Origin of the sequence: Nonomuraea sp. CA-218870, assembly GCF_050936535.1 — a bacterium.
Taxonomy (GTDB): Bacteria; Actinomycetota; Actinomycetes; order Streptosporangiales; family Streptosporangiaceae; genus Nonomuraea; species Nonomuraea corallina.
Genome location: NZ_JBNJMN010000001.1, coordinates 1,136,673 through 1,153,580, shown reverse-complemented (window position 1 = coordinate 1,153,580; position 16,908 = coordinate 1,136,673). Strand labels below are relative to the sequence as shown.

The window sequence follows — 16,908 nt, the reverse complement described above, 5'->3', positions numbered from 1 at the left end:
GGCCGCCAGAAGCGGCAACTTCCGGCGGCCCCCGATCTTTCTCCCCTGACTTCCACATCAATGAGGAGGTGTCCAGCTTATGTTCAAGCGCCTTCCCGGTGACCAGGCACGCGACCTCGTCACCACCACGCCGGACACGGCCGTCGTCTTCCGCCCGGCCGTCGTCACCACGCCCGCGATCCTCACACTGATGATCCTGATCGGCCGGAGCCTGGCCGGGCTGGTCCGGATGACCTGGCGGCATCCCGTCGCCGTGCTTGTCGTGGTCGCTCCCGGCGTGCTCACGCTCCTGTACGGCTGGCAGACCGCGCTTCTGCTGACCGCACCCATCCCGGTCGGGCTGTCCGCCTGGGCCCTGACGGACCGGGAGTCGTTCGTCCGGCTGGTCGGGCGTCGGCTGCAAGCCTGGTGGCGGCTGATCTGGATCTACCGGCGGCACTGGCAACCCGTGATGATCGTCTCCGGGCTCGGCAGGCACATCCGTGGGCGGGACTATCTGCCTCGCCTCGGCAAGGTCACCTGCACCCCGTGGGCCGACCTAATCACCGTGCGCATGCTCAAAGGGCAGGCGGTCAAGGACTGGGCCGATCGCCTCGACCACCTCGCTCAGGGCTTCGGCGCCGCCTCGTGCCGCGTCGCGCTGTCCAAGGCCGGGCGGCTCACCCTGACGTTTCCGCGTCATGACCCGCTGGCGGTCCCGATGCCTGCGCTCCCGCTGCCCGACGTGGCCACCGTCGATGCGATCGAGGTGGGCAAGCAGGAAGACGGGCAACCGTGGCGGCTCAAGGTCCACGGCACCCATGTCCTGGTCGCGGGCGCAACCGGGGCCGGCAAGGGCTCGATCCTGTGGTCTGCGATCCGCGGGCTTCTCCCCGCTGCGGCGGAGGGCCTGGTGGAGCTGTGGGCGCTGGACCCCAAGCTCATGGAACTCTCCTACGGCCGCGCCCTGTTCGGCTCCCGGTACGCCGCCACTCCGGAAGAGTGCGCCGATCTGCTGGACGATGCTGTCGCTGTCATGCAGAAGCGGGCCGCGCGGTTCGCCGGGCTCCAGCGCTCCCACACGCCCACCGTCCAGGACCCATTCGTCCTGATCGTGGTCGATGAGGTGGCGTTCCTGACCGCGTACCAGACCGACCGCCAACTCCGGCAACGTATCTCCGCCGCACTCGCGACGCTCACCACCCAGGGCCGCGCGGTGGGCGTCGGCGTCCTGGCTGCGCTCCAGGACCCGCGCAAAGAGGTCATGAACATCCGCAACCTGTTCCCCGACAAGATCGCCCTCCGCCTGGACGAGTCCGAGCAGGTGGACATGGTCCTCGGCGACGGTGCACGTGACCGGGGCGCGCTGGCCGATCGCATCTCCCCCGTCCCGGAGCTGGGGGCGGGAGTCGGATACGTCCGGCTGGAAACCTCGCCTGAGCCGATCCGGGTCCGTGCCGCGTACGTCTCCGACTCAGACATCCGCGCCATGGCTGACGCCTTCGGGAGGGCGGCATGAGGGTCTGCTTCCACGGCACCGCCGACGAACTCGACCTGGTGGCGGGCCGCTCGCTGATGGTCCTGCTCACGGCTCGTGATCTGCCGCGCATGCGGGTCTTCGAACTGCACCACGCCCGCGTCGTCACCAACCCGTACGAGGGCCTGCACCGGCTGTGCGCCGATCTGACCGAAACGGAGGTGAACAGCGATGCGTGACCTCGCTTACCTGCTGGAAGGGCTGCGCTGCTCCTCCTGCCTCGCTGACAACACGCTCTGGCTCGACCTGGTTCCCGGAACTGTCGAGTGCCGCGAGTGCGGCCAGGGGGCGCTCATCGCCGTCGACACCGAGGAGGAAGCATGACCTACGATCGCGCTCTCCCCCGGGCTGAGCGGCTGCGGATGCCGTGGGCGCGTGATGTCGCTCTGGAGGTTGCCAAGCAGCACGGCGTGTGCATCCGCCCCGTCGCGCTCAAGCGGCTCGACACCACCACCGGGCAGAGCGAGATCATCGACGTGCCTTGCGGGGCCACGATGGAGGCCGTCTGCCCGCCGTGCGCCAAGCGCAACCGGCAACTCCGTATGGCGCAGTGCCGGGAGGGCTGGCACCTCGACCAGGAACCGGCCATCACGCCGGACGAGCCGAACGACGAACAACGCTGGCTGGTCGAGTTCCGCGCCGACATGCAAGCCCGCCGGGACGCCGCCGAGCAGGCCGGGGACGACACCACCGACCTGGACGCGGTCCTGTCTGGCCTGGATGACGAGATAAACGCGGCTGGGATGCGTGGCCATGTCCTCGGCCGGACCACGGCCAAGCGCACCCGATCCACTCGGCGGCGGCAGGACGCGCCGGACCTGCCCCGGCGGAAGATGGTCAACACGACGCTCGGTCGGACGTTCACCGGTTCGGACGGCAAGGTCTATCGACCGTCGCTGTTCGTCACGCTCACCCTGCCCTCCTATGGCAGGGTCCGCGACGGCGTCCCGGTCGATCCTGAGACCTACGACTATGCGCGGGCGGCTCGGGACGCGCTGCACTTCTCCAAGCTGGTGGATCGGTTCGTGCAGAACCTTCGCCGGGTGGCGGGTTATGACGTGCAGTACTTCGCCGCTGTCGAACCTCAGAAGAGGCTGGCTCCGCACCTGCACATGGCGCTCCGGGGCACCCTCCCGCGTGCGGAGATCAAGCAGATCGCAGCGGCTACCTATCACCAGGTGTGGTGGCCTCCGATCGACCAGGTCATCTTCGATGGCGAACACCTGCCCGTCTGGGACGAGGAGGCCGGCTACCTCGACGCGGCTACCGGCGAGGTCCTGCCCACCTGGGACGAGGCCCTCGACGCCCTGGACGAGGACGCCGAGCCCCTCCACGTGCTGCGCTTCGGCGATCAGGTGGACGTGCAAGGTGTTCTCGCCGGTACGCCGGACGCTGACCAGTGCATCCGGTATCTGTCCAAGTACCTGACCAAGTCCATCGGCGAGACCCTCGACGGCGGCCAGGCCCAGCGCGAGCACGCCGCCCGCATGGTCGACGCACTGCGTTACGAGCCCTGCTCGCCGACTTGCCCGAACTGGCTCCGCTACGGCGTACAGCCCAAGAACGCCAAGCCGGGCATGGCCCCCGGCCGCTGCCGCTCCAAGGCGCACAAGCCCGAACATCTGGGCTACGCGGGCCGTCGCGTGCTGGTCTCCCGTAAGTGGTCGAACAAGACCCTCGCTGAGCACAAGCAGGACCGTCGTACCTGGGTTCTGGAAGCCCTCGGCCAGGCCACCGAACCGACCGACCCACACCGCTACATCTGGCGGCCCGTCCCGGCCGGAGACGCCAACGTGCCTCCCCTCGCCGTACGCCTCCTGCGCACCGTGGCCGAACGCCAACGATGGCGCGCCCACCTCAGAGAGCTGGAGGTCAGAGCGGCCGGACGAGATCTTTCGGCAACTGAGCAGACAGGGAGGGCGGCATGAGCAGGCGGGACGAACTCCTCACCGTCGCCCAGGTCCTCGAAGAACTCGGCGGAGTCTCCCGCCGCACCTTCTACCGCTGGCGCGCGATCGGCAAGGCACCAGAGGGCTTCAAGCTGCCCAACGGCGAACTCCGTATCTACCGGAGCGAGTTCACCGCGTGGCTTGAGAGCCTGCGGGAGGCCGCGTGAACACCTCCTATGACGTGAAGTTCTGGGCGATCACGCGGAACGAGTCGAGTAAGACGCCGTCCTATGTCGTCCGGTGGAAGGTCGGCGGCCGTCAGAAGTCGAAAACGCTCCGAACCAAGGCGCACGCCGAGAACCTGCTGTCGGATCTACGGCAGGCGGCCAAGCGCGGGGAGCCGTTCGACATGGAGACGGGTCTTCCGCTCTCCATGATTCAGGCCAAGAGCGCTCGGACGGTCCTCGACTTCGTCAGGGCCTATGTCGAGATGAAATGGCCGCATATGGCGGCCAAGAGCCGCGACAGCATGTCTGACGCGCTCGCGACAGCGCTCCCGGCACTCGTGAAGGACAAGCCCGGCCGTCCTGACGCCGAGGTGCTGCGCACGGCCCTGCGCAAGTACGCGCTCCTCCCTGAAGGGAAACGTCCCGTCCCTCCTGCCGACATGCAGCGGGCGATTCGGTGGCTGGAAGGCGCATCGCTCGACCTGGCCGACCTCGGCGAGGCGAAGACCGTACGGCTGGCACTCGACGCGATAGCTCTTCGGCTCGACGGCAAGGCGGCTGGCGCAAACACCGTTCGGCGTAAGCGCGCCGTGCTGCACGCGGTGTTGGAGTACGCCGTGGAGTTGGAGGAGCTTTCGGCAAATCCACTGCACCGGATCAAGTGGAAGCCGCCGAAGACAACGGAGACAGTAGACCCCCGGATTGTGGTCAACCCTCGGCAGGCTCAAGAGCTCCTGACCGCGGTGACCTATGTCGGCAGGCGGGGACGTGGCAGGCGCCTCATGGCCCTGTTCGCGTGCATGTACTACGCCGCCCTCCGGCCCGCCGAGGTGATCGCCCTGCGCATGGACGACTGCGATCTTCCTGCGTCAGGGTGGGGACGTCTCCTCATCGACGTCTCCCGGCCGGAGGTCAACACTCAGTGGACGGACACCGGCGATGCCCACGAGGAACGCGGGCTCAAGCATCGCGGCCGGGATGATGTCCGGCCCGTGCCCATCCCACCGGCCTTGGTCAAGATAATCCGGGCTCACATCGCCGAGTTCGGGCTCGGGCCGGATGGCCGGCTATTCCAGAGCGAGCGTGGCGGGGTGGTCGCCTCGACGGCCTACACCGAGGTATGGCAGGAGGCGCGGAAGCTGGCCCTGACCCCCGCCCAGGTCGCCTCTCCCCTCGCCCGCCGACCGTACGACCTTCGCCACGCGGCCGTCTCGCTCTGGCTGAACGCGGGCGTACCGGCTCCTGAAGTCGCCGAGCGGGCGGGGCACAGCGTTGACGTTCTCCTCCGCGTCTACGCCAAGTGCGTCGACGGCCAGCAAGAGATCGCGAATCGGCGAATAGACGACGCGTTGGCAGCATGACACACCGCCACTTCGGGCCTCGGATGATCTCCGGGGCCCGATCGCGTTCCAGGGGCACCCGTCTCGCGAAAAGCCCGCTCCGACCTGGGGAAACACCCTAAAGATCATTGCGCGTATATTGCGTGACCAGCGACAAACGGCCGCTCAGAGCGGCATCTGGCTGCATACCCCTGAAACGCAGAAGAGGCCCCGAAGGGCCTCTGACCTGCAGCTACTGCTGGTGGCAGGTGCAAGGTTCGAACTTGCGTAGGCTGAGCCGACGGTTTTACAGACCGCTCCCTTTGGCCACTCGGGCAACCTGCCGTGTCTTCCGCTCTCGCGGCGACAGACAGAAGAATAGCGGACTTCTGCAGTGCACGTGACACCGGTTTGTCCCGGCACCCCCTCCGTATCGATCACCGCCTCGCCGAGGTCAGCCCCCGGTCTACAAGGGCCGGAGGCGGATCCTGCACGGGGCGGCGATGCTGGCTAGGCTCGCTCGCTGGGGTGCGTTCGGAGGCGGACGCTCACCAGTGCTGACGCAGCTGAGAGGATGTGTGCTTTGGCCGATTCATCGTTCGACATCGTGAGCAAGATCGACCGGCAGGAGGTCGATAACGCGCTCAACCAGACCGTCAAGGAGATCGGGCACCGCTTCGACTTCAAGGGTACGGGAGCGGCCATCAGTTGGTCCGGCCAGGACCATATCGAGATCAAGGCCAACAGCGAGGAGAGGGCGGGCGCCGCGCTGGACGTGTTCAAGGAGAAGGTCATCAAGCGGGGTCTCTCGCTGAAGATCCTCGACGCGGGCGAGCCCAAGCTGTCCGGCAAGGAGTACAAGATGCTGGTGGCCCTGAAGGAGGGCATCGACCAGGAGCACGCGAAGAAGATCTCCAAGCTGATCCGCGACGAGGGGCCGAAGGGCATCAAGGCGCAGATCCAGGGCGAGGAGCTGCGGGTCAGCTCGAAGAAGAAGGATGACCTGCAGGAGGTCATCTCCCTGCTCAAGGGCAAGGATCTCGACATCGCCCTGCAGTTCGTCAACTACCGCTGACCTGGCGTGGTGGAGTGCGGTGGCCGGGGCACGTGACGGGCGTGTCGTGCCCCCGGCCATCCCGCCGGTCTGTCAGGACGGGGTCGCGGCCTGTTCCAGGACTTCCAGCACCGTGGCTGTCAGCAGCGCCACCTTGTACCCGTTCGTGCTCGTCGGCGTGCATCTGGCCGCGGCCCGGCCTGCCGCCGTGTCCAGGGGTTCGCCGGCCATGACCGCCTCTTCCACCTCGGGCAGCCGGAGCGGGACGCGGGCGACTCCGCCGGCGCACACGGCCACCGTGCCGCCGGGTACGACCCGCGCCACGGCCTCGACCAGCGGCCATTCGGCCTCGGACCGGCTGGTGGCCCGGTGGTACGCGGCCCGTTCGCCGGCCACGGGCGGCGGCAGGTGGACCGCCAGGAGAATCTCCCCGGGGTCGAGCAGATGGTCACGGGTGGGGTCGGAGCCGTACAGCTCGCCCACCACGAACGGGTCCCTGCCATGCACCTCGACCGTGGCGTCGTAGGCCAGCAGCGCCATCGCCATGGAGGACGGGTGCGGGGCGAGGCACGGGCTGGTGTCGATCACGGCGGAGTAGAGGCTGAGGCCGGCGCGGGCCGGGCAGGAGTCGCCGCCGTTCTGGTGGCAGGAGAAGGCGGGGTTGCGGTAGTACCAGCAGCGGTTGCGCTGCAGCAGGTTGCCGCCGAGGGTCGCCACCGCCCGGATCTGCGGGGTGGCCAGCGCCTCCGCCGTCAGGGTCAGCGCGGGGTAGGCGGCGCGGAGCCGTTCGTCGCGGGCGAGCTGGGCGATCGTGGTCAGCGCGCCGATGCTGGCGGAGCCGTCCGGCTGCCAGGTCACGCCCGACAGGTCGGGCAGCCCTCCGAGGTCCACGTACGGTCCGGTCCCGGGGCGGCTCATCAGGTCGGTGCCGCCGGCGCGGAGCTCGCCGGGCGGGAGATTGTCCAGGAGGGTCACGTGTCGATCCCTTCGAGCAGCCGGTCGGGGCGGATGGGCAGGTCGTGGGGGCGCCAGCCGGTGGCGTTGTGCACGGCGTTGGCGACGGAGGCGGCGACGCCGATCGTGGAGACCTCGCCCAGGCCGACGCCGCGGCCGTTGACGTGGTCCCAGCCGTCCTGGTGGAAGTGGATGGTCATCTCGGGGGTGTCGCCGATGCCGGGGATGCGGTAGTCCTCCAGGTTGGCGGTCAGTACGGTGCCGGTGACGGGGTCGACGTGGCGTTCCTCGTACAGGGCGTAGCCGATGCCCTGGATGATGCCGCCTTCGCACTGGTTGCGGGCGGGGCGTTCGGCGTAGATGCGGCCGGCCGCGATGCCGCCCCAGACGCGCAGCGGCCTGACGGTGCCGAGGCGGGTGTCGACCTCGACCTCGGTGATGTGGACGGCGCCGCTGAAGCCGCGGCCGACCGCCATGCCCTGCATCGCGAAGGGGGTCACGTAGCCGCCGCGGTCGCGCCGCCGCCTGCCGACGACCTTGGCGCCGGGCGTCATCCCCTGGGCGCGCAGCCGGCGGGCGGCGTCCCGTACGGCGGGCGCCACCGAGGTGGTGGTGCGGCTGCCGAGGGACGCCGGCCCGGGGACGGTGTCGGAGGTGCCGATCTCGACGCGGATCCGGTCGGGCGGCAGGCCGAGTTCGTCGCGCAGGACTCCGGCGATGACGCTGCGGATGCCGGTGCCGATGTCCTGCGTGGCGGTGCGGGCGACCACCACGTCGCCTTCCATCTCCAGTTCGACCTCGGTGCCGGGGTTGACCCCGTAGATCCAGTTGGCGGCGGCCACGCCGACGCCGCGGCGGAAGCGGCCGGTCGGGGCGCCGGTGCGGGGCCTGTCCAGCCAGAGAGGCAGTGTCGCGGCCCGGTCGTAGAGGGCGTGCCGCTTGGGGTTGCCGTCCCAGCGGCGGCGCAGCGCGATCGGGTCCTCCTCCAGGCGGTGGGCCATCTCGTCGACGGCCTGTTCCAGGGCCCAGAGCAGGGGCGGGGCGCCGGGGCCGCGGAACGGCGTGCCCGGCGGCTCGTTGGTGACGACGTCGAAGTCGCGCAGCCGCCGGGGCGCGGTGCCGTACATGAGACGGGCGAGCAGGGCGACGGCGGAGCTGACGGCCACGCCGCCGCGGCCGTGCGTGTCCACGGCGAGGGCCGACAGGTCGCCTTTCGCGTCGGCGAGCAGGGCGATGTCGGTCCTGGTTCCCGGCCGGTTGCCGGCGTCGGTGAGTTCCTCGGCGCGGCTGAGCACGACGCGCACCGGGGCTCCGCAGGCGCGGGCGAGCTCGACCGCGGCGACCGTTTCCACGGTGAGCCCGGCCTTGGCGCCGAAGCCGCCGCCGACGTGCTCGGCGGCGACGTGCACCCGGCCGGGGTCCAGTTTCCAGCGTTTGGCCGCCTTCTCGGCGACGTCGGCCACCGCCTGGGTGGACAGGTGCAGGTGGAGGTCTCCCCGTTCGTCCCAGCGGGCCACGCAGGCGTGCGGCTCCAGCGGGGTGTGGACCTGCACGGCGGTGGTGTACGTGCCGGTCACCAGGAGGGGGTCGCCCCGCCTCCGGGCCTGGTCGATGCGTCCGGCCGCGGTGCCGCCGCGGCGGCTCGCCCGGGTGAACGGCCCGCGCACGTTGCCGTTCCAGGCGCCGGGCAGGGTGAGGCCTTCGCCGGAGGACGGGGCGTTCTTCCTGCTCCGCTCGTCGTAGACCGGCGGGGCGTCGGGCGCGTCGTCGAGCGCGGCGGGAAGCGGGTCGTAGCCGATCCTGGCGGCTCCGGCGGCGGCCAGCGCCTCCCGGCGCGTCGGCGCGGCGACGGCGGCGATCGGCTGGCCGGCGTAGCGGACGGTCCGGTCGGGCGGCAGCAGGTCGACCATGGTCGCGCCGCCGGCGTCGACCGAGGTGATCCGGGCGTGCGCCCTGGTCGAGCGGATGATGACGCCTTCCCGCTGGCCTTCGTGCCGGATGTCGGTGGTGTAGCGGGCGCGGCCGGTGACCTTCTCGACGGCCTCGACCCGGACGGGGGTCGCGGGGCCGGTGTCGTGCTCGCCCCGGCAGGCGGCCTCGATCGCGGAGTAGATCCCCGCGTACGCGCCGCAGCGGCACAGGTGTCCGGCCATGGCGGCGGCGACCCGTTCGCGGGGCGGCGCGACGTCGCCGTGCTCCTCGCGCCAGGCGTCGACGAACGCGGCGGCCTCCACCACGAAGCCCGGCGTGCAGTAGCCGCACTGGAGGCCGTCGTGGGCGGCGAACGCCCGCTGCACCGGATGGTCGAGTCCTTCTGCGGTGACGATCGCGCGTCCTTCGACGGCGGTGGCCGGCAGCAGGCAGCTCACCTGCGGCGTGCCGTCCACCGTAACCGTGCACGCGCCGCAGACCCCGGTACGGCAGACCGCCTTGGTCCCGGTGAGCCCGAGGCCGTCGCGCAGGATGTCCACCACCACGTCGTCGGGGCCGGCGTCCACCTCGCCGGGCTCGCCGTTCACCATGATTTTCATGTTCGCTCCTGCTGACGACGTCAACCATCGGTTGTTGACAGTGTCAGCACTCATGCTGACGTTGTCAACACCGGAGGTCGTGAGAGAGTGGGAGCCATGGTGGACGACACCAGGAACCGGCTGATCGAGAGTGCCCTGCGCCTGCTGCGCGACGAGGGTCTCGACGCCGTGACGTTGCGCGCGGTGGGCGAGCTGGCCGGCCTGTCCCGGATGGCCCCGTACCGGCACTTCGCCGACAAGACCGCCCTGCTCGCCGCCCTCGCCGCCCGCGTCATCACCGACCTGAGCACCCACGTCGCCGCCGCCGTCCTCGCGCGCACCGGTCATCAGGAGCGGCTGCGGGCCTTCTACGACAGCTACGTCGAGTACGCCGCCAAGCACCGCGAGGAATACCGGCTCGTCTTCGCCTCGGCGTTCTCCGCCGGCGACCATCCGGAGATGGAGCAGGCCATCGACGACCTGATGACCGCGCTCAGCCTCGACGTCGCCGACCACCAGCCCGTCAACAAGGCCGCGATGATGGCCCTGATGGCCACCGCGCACGGCCTCGCCGAGCTGGCGACGGCCGGGCTCTTCGCGCACAAGCAGATCAGCCGGCAGGACGTGATCGACGTGATCATCGAGGGCACCGGCCGGGTCAGCCGAAGCGCCCGGTGATGTAGTCCTCGGTGCGCTTGTCGCTCGGGTTGGTGAAGATGCGGCTGGTCTCGTCGTACTCCACCAGGCGGCCGTGCCGCTCGCCCTTCTCGTCCACCTCCGCGGTGAAGAACGCGGTGCGGTGAGAGACGCGGGCGGCCTGCTGCATGTTGTGCGTGACGATGACGATCGTGTAGTCGCGCGCCAGCTCCTGCATCAGGTCCTCGATCTTGGTGGTGGCGATCGGGTCGAGCGCGGAGCAGGGCTCGTCCATCAGGATCACCTCGGGCTTGACCGCGATGGCCCGCGCGATGCACAGCCGCTGCTGCTGGCCGCCGGAGAGGGACAGCGCGTTCTGCTTCAGCTTGTCCTTGACCTCGTCCCACAGGGCCGCCCGGGTGAGCGCCTCCTCGACGAGGTCGTCCATCTTGCCCTTCATGCCGTTGACCCGGGGGCCGTAGGCGATGTTGTCGTAGATGGACTTGGGGAACGGGTTCGGCTTCTGGAAGACCATGCCGATGCGCCGCCGTACCTCGATCGGGTCGACGTGGTCGCCGTAGAGGTCCTCGTCGTGGTACAGGATCTCGCCGACCGCGCGGGCGCCGGGGATGAGGTCGTTCATCCGGTTGAAGCAGCGCAGGACGGTGCTCTTGCCGCAGCCGGACGGGCCGATCATGGCGGTGATCTCGCGGTTGCCGATGGTCAGGTCGACGCCGCGCACGGCCTCGTACGCGCCGTAGAAGACGCTCAGGCCCGACACGGTGAACACCGGGTCGAGCGACTCGATCGTACGGGGGGCCCCGGTGGCACTGACCTGGATGTTCTTCATGATGGTGGTCTCGCTCATTCTCGTTCTCACCAGCGCTTCTGGTAGCGGTTACGGAGCCAGATGGCGGCGGAGTTCATCAGCAGCAGGATCGCGAGCAGGACCACGATCGCCGCGGCGGCCAGGTAGTGGAAGCCCTCGCGCGACTGGGAGATCCAGTTGAAGATCTGGATCGGCAGGACGGTGTAGCTGGCCATGACGCCGTCCGGGTTGAACCGGATGAAGGAGACGGCGCCCAGCATCAGCAGCGGGGCCGCCTCGCCGATGGCCCGCGACAGGGCCAGGATGGAGCCGGTCGCGATGCCGGGGATCGCGGCGGGCAGGACCTGGCGGGAGACGGTCTGCCACTGCGTCGCGCCCAGGGCGAGCGAGCCTTCGCGGATGGACGGCGGCACCGCGCGGATCGACTCACGGGAGGCGATGATCACGACGGGCAGCACGAGCAGGCCGAGGGTGATCGCCGCGGTGATGACGCTGAACCCCAGCCCGAACGAGCGGGCGATGATGCCCAGCCCCAGGATGCCGTAGACGATCGAGGGGACGGAGGCCAGGTTCTGGATGTTCACCTCGATGACCCGGTTCCACCAGCGGGTCTTGTCCGCGTACTCCTCCAGGTAGATCGCGGCCGCGACGCCCGTCGGGAGGGTGAGGACCGCCGTCAGCGAGATGACCCAGAGCGTCCCGGTGATGGCGGACTGCGCGCCGGCGATCTCGGGGTTGCGGATCGACGGCATGTTCTCCCACAGCCGGGAGTCGAGCCGCGGCCAGCCCTCGACGAGCACGTACGTGAGCAGGGCGGCCAGGAAGACGAACGCGATCGCCAGGCTGGAGATCAGGGCGATCCTGAACAGGTGCTCCCGGAGCGGCTGCCCCTTGCCGGCCAGTTGAACGGCCGAGCGCGGGGTGGACAGGACGGCCATTACTCGTACACCTCACGGAACCTGCGCACCAGGCGGGCGCTGACGAAGTTCATCACCAGCGTCATCACGAACAGCAGCGAGCCGACGGCGAAGATGGTGTTGTAGTCGACGGTGCCGACCGGGACGTCGCCCGACCCGGCCTGGGCGATGAACGCCGCCATGGTCTGCATCGCCTGGCCGATGTCGAGGGTGAAGTTGGGCTGCCCGCCGCCGGCCATGTAGACGATCATCGTCTCGCCCGCGCCGCGCGAGATCGCGAGGATGACGGCCGCCACGATGCCGGAGAAGGCCGCGGGCAGGACCACGCGGAGCGAGGTGACCATCTTGGAGGCGCCGAGCGCGTACGAGCCCTCGCGCAGCCCGGCCGGGACGGCGGACATGGCGTCCTCGGAGAGCGAGGCGACGATCGGGATGATCATGAACCCGACGACGAGCCCGGCGCTCAGCGCGTTGAAGATCTCGATCTCGAACGGCAGGACGCCCCGCAGCAGCGGGGTGACGAAGCTCAGCGCGAAGAAGCCGAAGACCACGGTCGGGATGCCGGCCAGCACCTCCAGCGCGGGCTTGCAGACCTTCCTGACGCGCGGGTCGGCGTACTCCGACAGGTAGACGGCGGCGGCCAGGCCCAGCGGCACGGCAACCAGCACCGCGATCCCCGTCGTGATGAGCGTCGCGCTCACCAGAGGCAGCACCCCGTACGAAGGCGGCTCGAACAGCGGCCCCCACTCCGTGGAGGTGACGAACTCCACCACGCTGACCTGGGTGAAGAACCCGATGGTCGGCTCCACCAGCGACACCACGATCCCGATCGTGGTCGCGACGGAGACCAGAGCGGCCAGCAGCAGGACCGCCTTGATGACCGCCTCGCCGTAACGCGGGCGCGACCGCGCCAGGGACGAGGGTGTCCCTGACGCGGTCGCGGAGTCTCGCATCGCCATCTAGCCCTGCTTCAGGGCGTCGAGGTCGGCCTTGAGCTTGGTCTCCTGCTCGGTGTTGAGCGGGATGTACTGAGCGTCGGTCGCGATCCTGCCGATGTTGGCCACGTAGAAGTCGAGGAAGGCGCCGACCTCGGGGCGCTTGACCGACTCGAGCGACGGATAGAGGAACAGCGACCGCGACAGCGGGGTGTAGGTGCCGTTCTGCGCGGTCTCCACGCTCGGCGCCACGCAGCCGTCGCCGGAGTCGATCTGGACGGCCTTGAGCTTGTCGGCGTTCTCCTCGAAGTAGGTGAAGCCGAAGTAGCCGAGCCCGCCCTTGGTGCCGGTGACGCCCTGGACGGTGATGTTGTCGTCCTCGCTGGGGTTGTAGTCCTTGCGGCTGGCGCCCTCCTCACCGTTGATCTCGTCGGTGAAGTAGTCGAACGTGCCGGAGTCGGTGCCCGGGCCGAACAGCTTCAGCGGCTCGTCGGGGAACTCGGCGTCGATCTGCTTCCAGCTGGTGATCTTGCCTTCGGCGGCGGGCTCCCACATCTTCTTGAGCTGGTCGGTGGTGAGGCAGGAGGCCCAGGTGTTCTCCTTGTTCACCACGACGGTCAGGGCGTCCGTGGCGACGGTGAGCTCGGCGTACCTGACGCCCTTGGCGTCGCAGGCGGCCTTCTCCTCGTCCTTGATCGGACGGGAGCCGTTGGAGATGTCGGTCTCGCCGTTGCAGAACTTCTCGAAGCCGCCGCCGGTGCCGGAGGTGCCGACGGTCACGTTGACCCTGGGCTGCTCCTCGGCGAAGAACTCGGCCGCGGCGCTCGTCAGCGGCGCCACCGTGCTGGAACCGTCCGCCTTGACCTGGCCGGCCAGTTCGCCGCCGGCGCTCTGGCCGCTGTTCGTGGTGCTCTCGCCGGCGGGCTGAGTGGTGTTGGTGCCGCCACATGCGGCGGAAAGGGCCACGAGGATGGCGGCCGTCGCCGCCGCGCTGAGGCGGCGCTGTCCACTGGTCACGGTGTGCGTCCTTCTCCGTAGAGATCCGTACTCGATGCACCTCGATAGAAGCGGTCCAAAGTGAACAAATAGGAAACGGACCATGACCAGAGCCGGAAAGCGTGTGACGACGCGCGTGAACCCTTGACCAAGGCATAGCCGCAGGCCGGGACGTCACCCAGGGTTCATGCCGCCGTCATGGGAAGGACGGGACATAGGGTTGGCAGACGTGACGATGATCCCCCTGCGCCGGTTCACGGCGCGTGCGCTGCCCATCGACGACCTGGGGCGTGTCCTGCTGCTCAACGGGTTCGACCCGGCACGGCCCGAGCGGCGGTTCTGGTTCACCATCGGCGGGGCGCTGGAGGGCGAGGAGACCCTCCAGGAGGCCGCCGCGCGGGAGCTGTTCGAGGAGGCCGGCATCCGGGTGCCGGTCGAGGCGCTCACCGGGCCGCACCGGACCAGCACGATCGAGTTCGCCTGGGCGCAGTACGCGATCGTCCAGGACCAGACGTTCTTCGCCGTACGGGTCGGGCCGGCGCGGATCTCGTTCGAGCACATGGAGCAGATCGAGAAGGACACCACGATCGGCCACCGCTGGTGGAGCGTCGAGGAGCTGGAGACGACCGGCGAGACCGTCTTCCCGCCGGACCTGGCGGCGATCCTGCGCGCCGTCAACGCGGAGACCGGGCCGGCGTAGCGCCCGCCCGCGCCTCACGCCGGGCGCAGCACCCGGGCCGCGCCCGTGATCAGCGCCGTGGCCAGGATCCACCCCGACACGACCAGCCCGTACGCGAGAGCCTGCGTCCAACCGGCCGGGTCGAACATGTCCCGCTGGCCGAACGTCGACCAGGGCAGCAGCAGGTCGAAGGTGTAGGCGAACGGCTCGAAGCCCGGGGCCTCGTCCGGTTTGAGCGGTCGCGGCGGGTTCAGCCCGAACACCACCGTGCCGATCAGCAGCAGGATCCCGAACCACACCGCGGCCAGCCAGGGCCGGTACCCGTACCCGACCGTGACGTCGAGCAGCCGCCCCCACAGCCGCCCTCCCAGCCCTTCGGTCCTCCGCCGGTTGCGCAGCTTGGCGAGCTGGGCGCGGCGGGCCAGCGCCTCGTTGCCGTCACGGCGGTACCACGCCACGAGCTGCTCGTACGGCTGCGGCCGGAACCCCTCCGGGTCGCGGCCCACCCAGTCGATCCGCCGGGCGACGCCGCTGCCGCGCAGCCGCTCGTACGTCAGGCCGTTCAGGCGCAGCCTCTCCGGCCAGGTGTCCGGGGAGTCCTGCAGGGTGCCGACCGTCGAGTGGGCCAGCGTCACCACCCCGTCGATCGGCTCGTCCGGTTTGAGGTAGAGCTCACGGACCTCCATGTGGCTGGCGTGCAGCGCGTACGGGGTGTCGGGGCTGCGGATGACGCCCCTGATCGCGAGCAGGCCGTTCACCCGGGCCCCGCGCATGCGCAGACAGCCCAGCGCCAGGAAGTCGCCGGTGCAGCGCATCGTGTCCTCGACGACCATGCCGTCGGCGTCCAGCGCGATCCGGCCCGGGTTGCGGATCTTCGTGCCGATCAGGGAGACGCCGCCGTTGAGCCGGGCCCCGGCCAGCCGCACCATCCCGGTGATGTCGGCGTTGCCGAGGAAGGTCACCGAGTCGACCACCACGGCGTCGCACCGCACCGCCGGCTCCTCGTCGTGCGCGTGCTCCACCTTGGTGCCGCCGAGCCACAGCCCGCTGCCGAACTGGGCGCGCATCACCCACACCGGCCCCGTGACGTGCGAGCCCGACAGGCTCAGATGCCCCTCCACCCGCATGCCCACCCCGCCGAACGAGGGCAGCCTGCAGTTGGTCAGCCGTACGGTGCGCGTCCGCGAGTCGGTGAACCGGACCGGGCCCTCCAGGTGGCAGCCGGTGAGCACCAGCTCGTGCTCGACCGTACCGCCGAAGATCTGCAGCGAGCCGGTGATCCGCGCGCCGCGGACGCGTACCGCGGGGACCGCGCCGACGCCCGCCTGACGGGCGCCGAGCAGCAGCTTCGTGATCACCTCGGCCCGTACGGTGCGCTCGGGACCCCAGGTGTGACCGTCTCGGGGCGCGTTGACCCCGGCCGTGCGGGTGGCCTGCGGTTCGGTGTCGGCGAACGACACCATCTCCCCGGTCGGGAAGGCGTTCCACACCTTTCGCTCGGCCTCGGTCAAGCGTAAGGATCGCGCCATGGCCCGATTGTCGCGCATCACCGCCCGGGTCAGCGCCGGTAACCGGCCATCCGCTCCAGTCTGGCCACGCGCTCCGAGGTGGGCGGGTGGGTGGAGAACAGGCGGCCCAGGCCCGCCCCGCTGAACGGGTTGGCGATCATCATGTGGGAGGCGGAGGTCAGACGGCTGTTCTCCGGGAGCGGCAGCCGCCGCGCACCCATCTCGATCTTGCGGAGGGCGGAGGCGAGCGCCAGCGGGTCACCCGTCAGCCTGGCCCCCGACTCGTCCGCCTGGTATTCGCGGGTACGGGAGATCGCCATCTGGATCATCCCCGCGGCCACCGGGCCGAGCAGCATCATGAGCAGCGCGCCCAGGAAGCCGGGGCCCTCGTCGTCGTCGGACCCGCCGAAGAACACCGCCACGTAACTGATCCAGGTGATCATTGTGGCGAGCGCTCCGGCCACCGAGGAGACGAGGATGTCGCGGTTGTACACGTGGGACAGCTCGTGGCCGATGACGCCGCGCAGCTCACGCTCGTCGAGGAGCTGGGTCAGCCCGTAGGTGACGCAGACCGCGGCCTGGCGGGGGCTGCGGCCGGTGGCGAACGCGTTCGGCTGGACCGTGGGCGAGACGTACAGGCGGGGCATCGGCTGGCGGGCCTCGGTGGAGAGCTCGCGCACGATCCGGTAGAGCACGGGCTGCTCGACCTCGCTGACCGGCCGGGCCCGCATCGCCGACAGCGCGATGCGGTCCGAGAAGAAGTAGGCGAAGCCGTTCGTCGCGAGAGCCAGCACGAACGCGATCTGCAGACCGATGCCGCCACCCAACCACCAGCCCACGGCGATGATCGACGCGGACAATCCTCCGAGCAGGAGCGCGGTGCGCAGACCGTTGTGGTGCAAGGTTCCCCCCTTCGTGGTCCCGGGTGCACCAGTACAA

Annotated in this window: 17 protein-coding genes and 1 tRNA gene; 9 read left to right on the top strand and 9 right to left on the bottom strand. The window is 69.8% G+C overall.

The genetic code is table 11. The features are described 5' to 3' along the window. Positions 1 to 79: 79 nt before the first annotated feature. Genes ACQEUU_RS05830 through ACQEUU_RS05805 form a run of 6 tightly spaced genes read left to right on the top strand, consistent with a single transcriptional unit; the run spans position 80 to position 4,993 of the window. The gene (locus ACQEUU_RS05830; RefSeq protein ID WP_433061304.1) at positions 80 to 1,498 is read left to right on the top strand and encodes an FtsK/SpoIIIE domain-containing protein; all 1,419 of its coding nucleotides are present in this window, start codon (positions 80 to 82) and stop codon (positions 1,496 to 1,498) included. Further along, complete coding sequence (locus ACQEUU_RS05825) at positions 1,495 to 1,695, top strand: hypothetical protein (RefSeq protein ID WP_433061301.1); 201 nt, start codon at positions 1,495 to 1,497, stop codon at positions 1,693 to 1,695. Before ACQEUU_RS05830 ends, ACQEUU_RS05825 begins: the two co-directional genes overlap by 4 nt. After that, a complete protein-coding gene (locus ACQEUU_RS05820; RefSeq protein ID WP_433061298.1) occupies positions 1,688 to 1,840 on the top strand; it encodes a hypothetical protein in 153 nt (50 codons plus the stop codon). Before ACQEUU_RS05825 ends, ACQEUU_RS05820 begins: the two co-directional genes overlap by 8 nt. After that, the gene (locus tag ACQEUU_RS05815; RefSeq protein WP_433061295.1) at positions 1,837 to 3,444 is read left to right on the top strand and encodes a replication initiator; all 1,608 of its coding nucleotides are present in this window, start codon (positions 1,837 to 1,839) and stop codon (positions 3,442 to 3,444) included. Before ACQEUU_RS05820 ends, ACQEUU_RS05815 begins: the two co-directional genes overlap by 4 nt. After that, the gene (locus tag ACQEUU_RS05810; protein ID WP_433061292.1) at positions 3,441 to 3,632 is read left to right on the top strand and encodes a helix-turn-helix transcriptional regulator; all 192 of its coding nucleotides are present in this window, start codon (positions 3,441 to 3,443) and stop codon (positions 3,630 to 3,632) included. Before ACQEUU_RS05815 ends, ACQEUU_RS05810 begins: the two co-directional genes overlap by 4 nt. Then, the gene (locus ACQEUU_RS05805; protein ID WP_433061290.1) at positions 3,629 to 4,993 is read left to right on the top strand and encodes a tyrosine-type recombinase/integrase; all 1,365 of its coding nucleotides are present in this window, start codon (positions 3,629 to 3,631) and stop codon (positions 4,991 to 4,993) included. The genes ACQEUU_RS05810 and ACQEUU_RS05805 overlap by 4 nt, the downstream gene beginning before the upstream one ends. A gap of 218 nt (positions 4,994 to 5,211) precedes the next feature. Here ACQEUU_RS05805 and ACQEUU_RS05800 read toward each other — a convergent pair. Continuing rightward, positions 5,212 to 5,296 (bottom strand) — tRNA-Tyr (locus ACQEUU_RS05800). A 229-nt stretch (positions 5,297 to 5,525) separates the two neighbouring features. Here ACQEUU_RS05800 and ACQEUU_RS05795 point away from each other — a divergent pair. Continuing rightward, positions 5,526 to 6,026, top strand: a complete 501-nt coding sequence (locus ACQEUU_RS05795; protein ID WP_433061287.1) for a YajQ family cyclic di-GMP-binding protein — start codon at positions 5,526 to 5,528, stop codon at positions 6,024 to 6,026. A 72-nt stretch (positions 6,027 to 6,098) separates the two neighbouring features. Here ACQEUU_RS05795 and ACQEUU_RS05790 read toward each other — a convergent pair whose 3' ends face one another. Beyond that, on the bottom strand, positions 6,099 to 6,980 hold the full coding sequence (locus ACQEUU_RS05790; protein ID WP_433061284.1) for an FAD binding domain-containing protein: 882 nt from the start codon (positions 6,978 to 6,980) through the stop codon (positions 6,099 to 6,101). Next, the gene (locus ACQEUU_RS05785) at positions 6,977 to 9,490 is read right to left on the bottom strand and encodes a molybdopterin-dependent oxidoreductase (protein WP_433061281.1); all 2,514 of its coding nucleotides are present in this window, start codon (positions 9,488 to 9,490) and stop codon (positions 6,977 to 6,979) included. Before ACQEUU_RS05785 ends, ACQEUU_RS05790 begins: the two co-directional genes overlap by 4 nt. 96 nt (positions 9,491 to 9,586) lie before the next feature. On the opposite strand from ACQEUU_RS05785, the gene ACQEUU_RS05780 reads away from it, so the two are divergent. After that, positions 9,587 to 10,147, top strand: a complete 561-nt coding sequence (locus ACQEUU_RS05780) for a TetR/AcrR family transcriptional regulator (RefSeq protein ID WP_433061278.1) — start codon at positions 9,587 to 9,589, stop codon at positions 10,145 to 10,147. Here ACQEUU_RS05780 and pstB read toward each other — a convergent pair. The 4 genes from pstB to ACQEUU_RS05760 are packed head-to-tail and all read right to left on the bottom strand — an operon-like array spanning position 10,128 to position 13,803. After that, the gene (gene pstB, locus ACQEUU_RS05775) at positions 10,128 to 10,955 is read right to left on the bottom strand and encodes a phosphate ABC transporter ATP-binding protein PstB (RefSeq protein WP_433071749.1); all 828 of its coding nucleotides are present in this window, start codon (positions 10,953 to 10,955) and stop codon (positions 10,128 to 10,130) included. The two genes, ACQEUU_RS05780 and pstB, sit on opposite strands and share 20 nt — an antisense overlap. A 26-nt stretch (positions 10,956 to 10,981) precedes the next feature. After that, positions 10,982 to 11,872, bottom strand: coding sequence for a phosphate ABC transporter permease PstA (pstA, locus tag ACQEUU_RS05770; protein WP_433061276.1), 891 nt, complete (start codon positions 11,870 to 11,872; stop codon positions 10,982 to 10,984). Next, the gene (pstC, locus tag ACQEUU_RS05765; protein ID WP_433061273.1) at positions 11,872 to 12,810 is read right to left on the bottom strand and encodes a phosphate ABC transporter permease subunit PstC; all 939 of its coding nucleotides are present in this window, start codon (positions 12,808 to 12,810) and stop codon (positions 11,872 to 11,874) included. Before pstC ends, pstA begins: the two co-directional genes overlap by 1 nt. Then, positions 12,811 to 13,803 carry a PstS family phosphate ABC transporter substrate-binding protein gene (locus ACQEUU_RS05760; protein WP_433061270.1) on the bottom strand — a complete coding sequence of 331 codons (993 nt, stop codon included), beginning with the start codon at positions 13,801 to 13,803 and terminating at the stop codon, positions 12,811 to 12,813. It lies immediately after the preceding gene. A gap of 214 nt (positions 13,804 to 14,017) precedes the next feature. On the opposite strand from ACQEUU_RS05760, the gene ACQEUU_RS05755 reads away from it, so the two are divergent. Next, positions 14,018 to 14,482 (top strand): NUDIX hydrolase, encoded by a 465-nt coding sequence (locus tag ACQEUU_RS05755; protein ID WP_433071747.1) that lies wholly within the window; start codon positions 14,018 to 14,020, stop codon positions 14,480 to 14,482. Between the two features lie 14 nt (positions 14,483 to 14,496). Here the strand turns inward: ACQEUU_RS05755 and ACQEUU_RS05750 are convergent, their stop codons facing one another. Beyond that, positions 14,497 to 15,990, bottom strand: a complete 1,494-nt coding sequence (locus ACQEUU_RS05750) for a hypothetical protein (RefSeq protein ID WP_433061267.1) — start codon at positions 15,988 to 15,990, stop codon at positions 14,497 to 14,499. Positions 15,991 to 16,019: 29 nt separating this feature from the next. Then, positions 16,020 to 16,871, bottom strand: coding sequence for a zinc metalloprotease HtpX (gene htpX, locus ACQEUU_RS05745; RefSeq protein ID WP_433061264.1), 852 nt, complete (start codon positions 16,869 to 16,871; stop codon positions 16,020 to 16,022). Positions 16,872 to 16,908 lie beyond the last annotated feature (37 nt).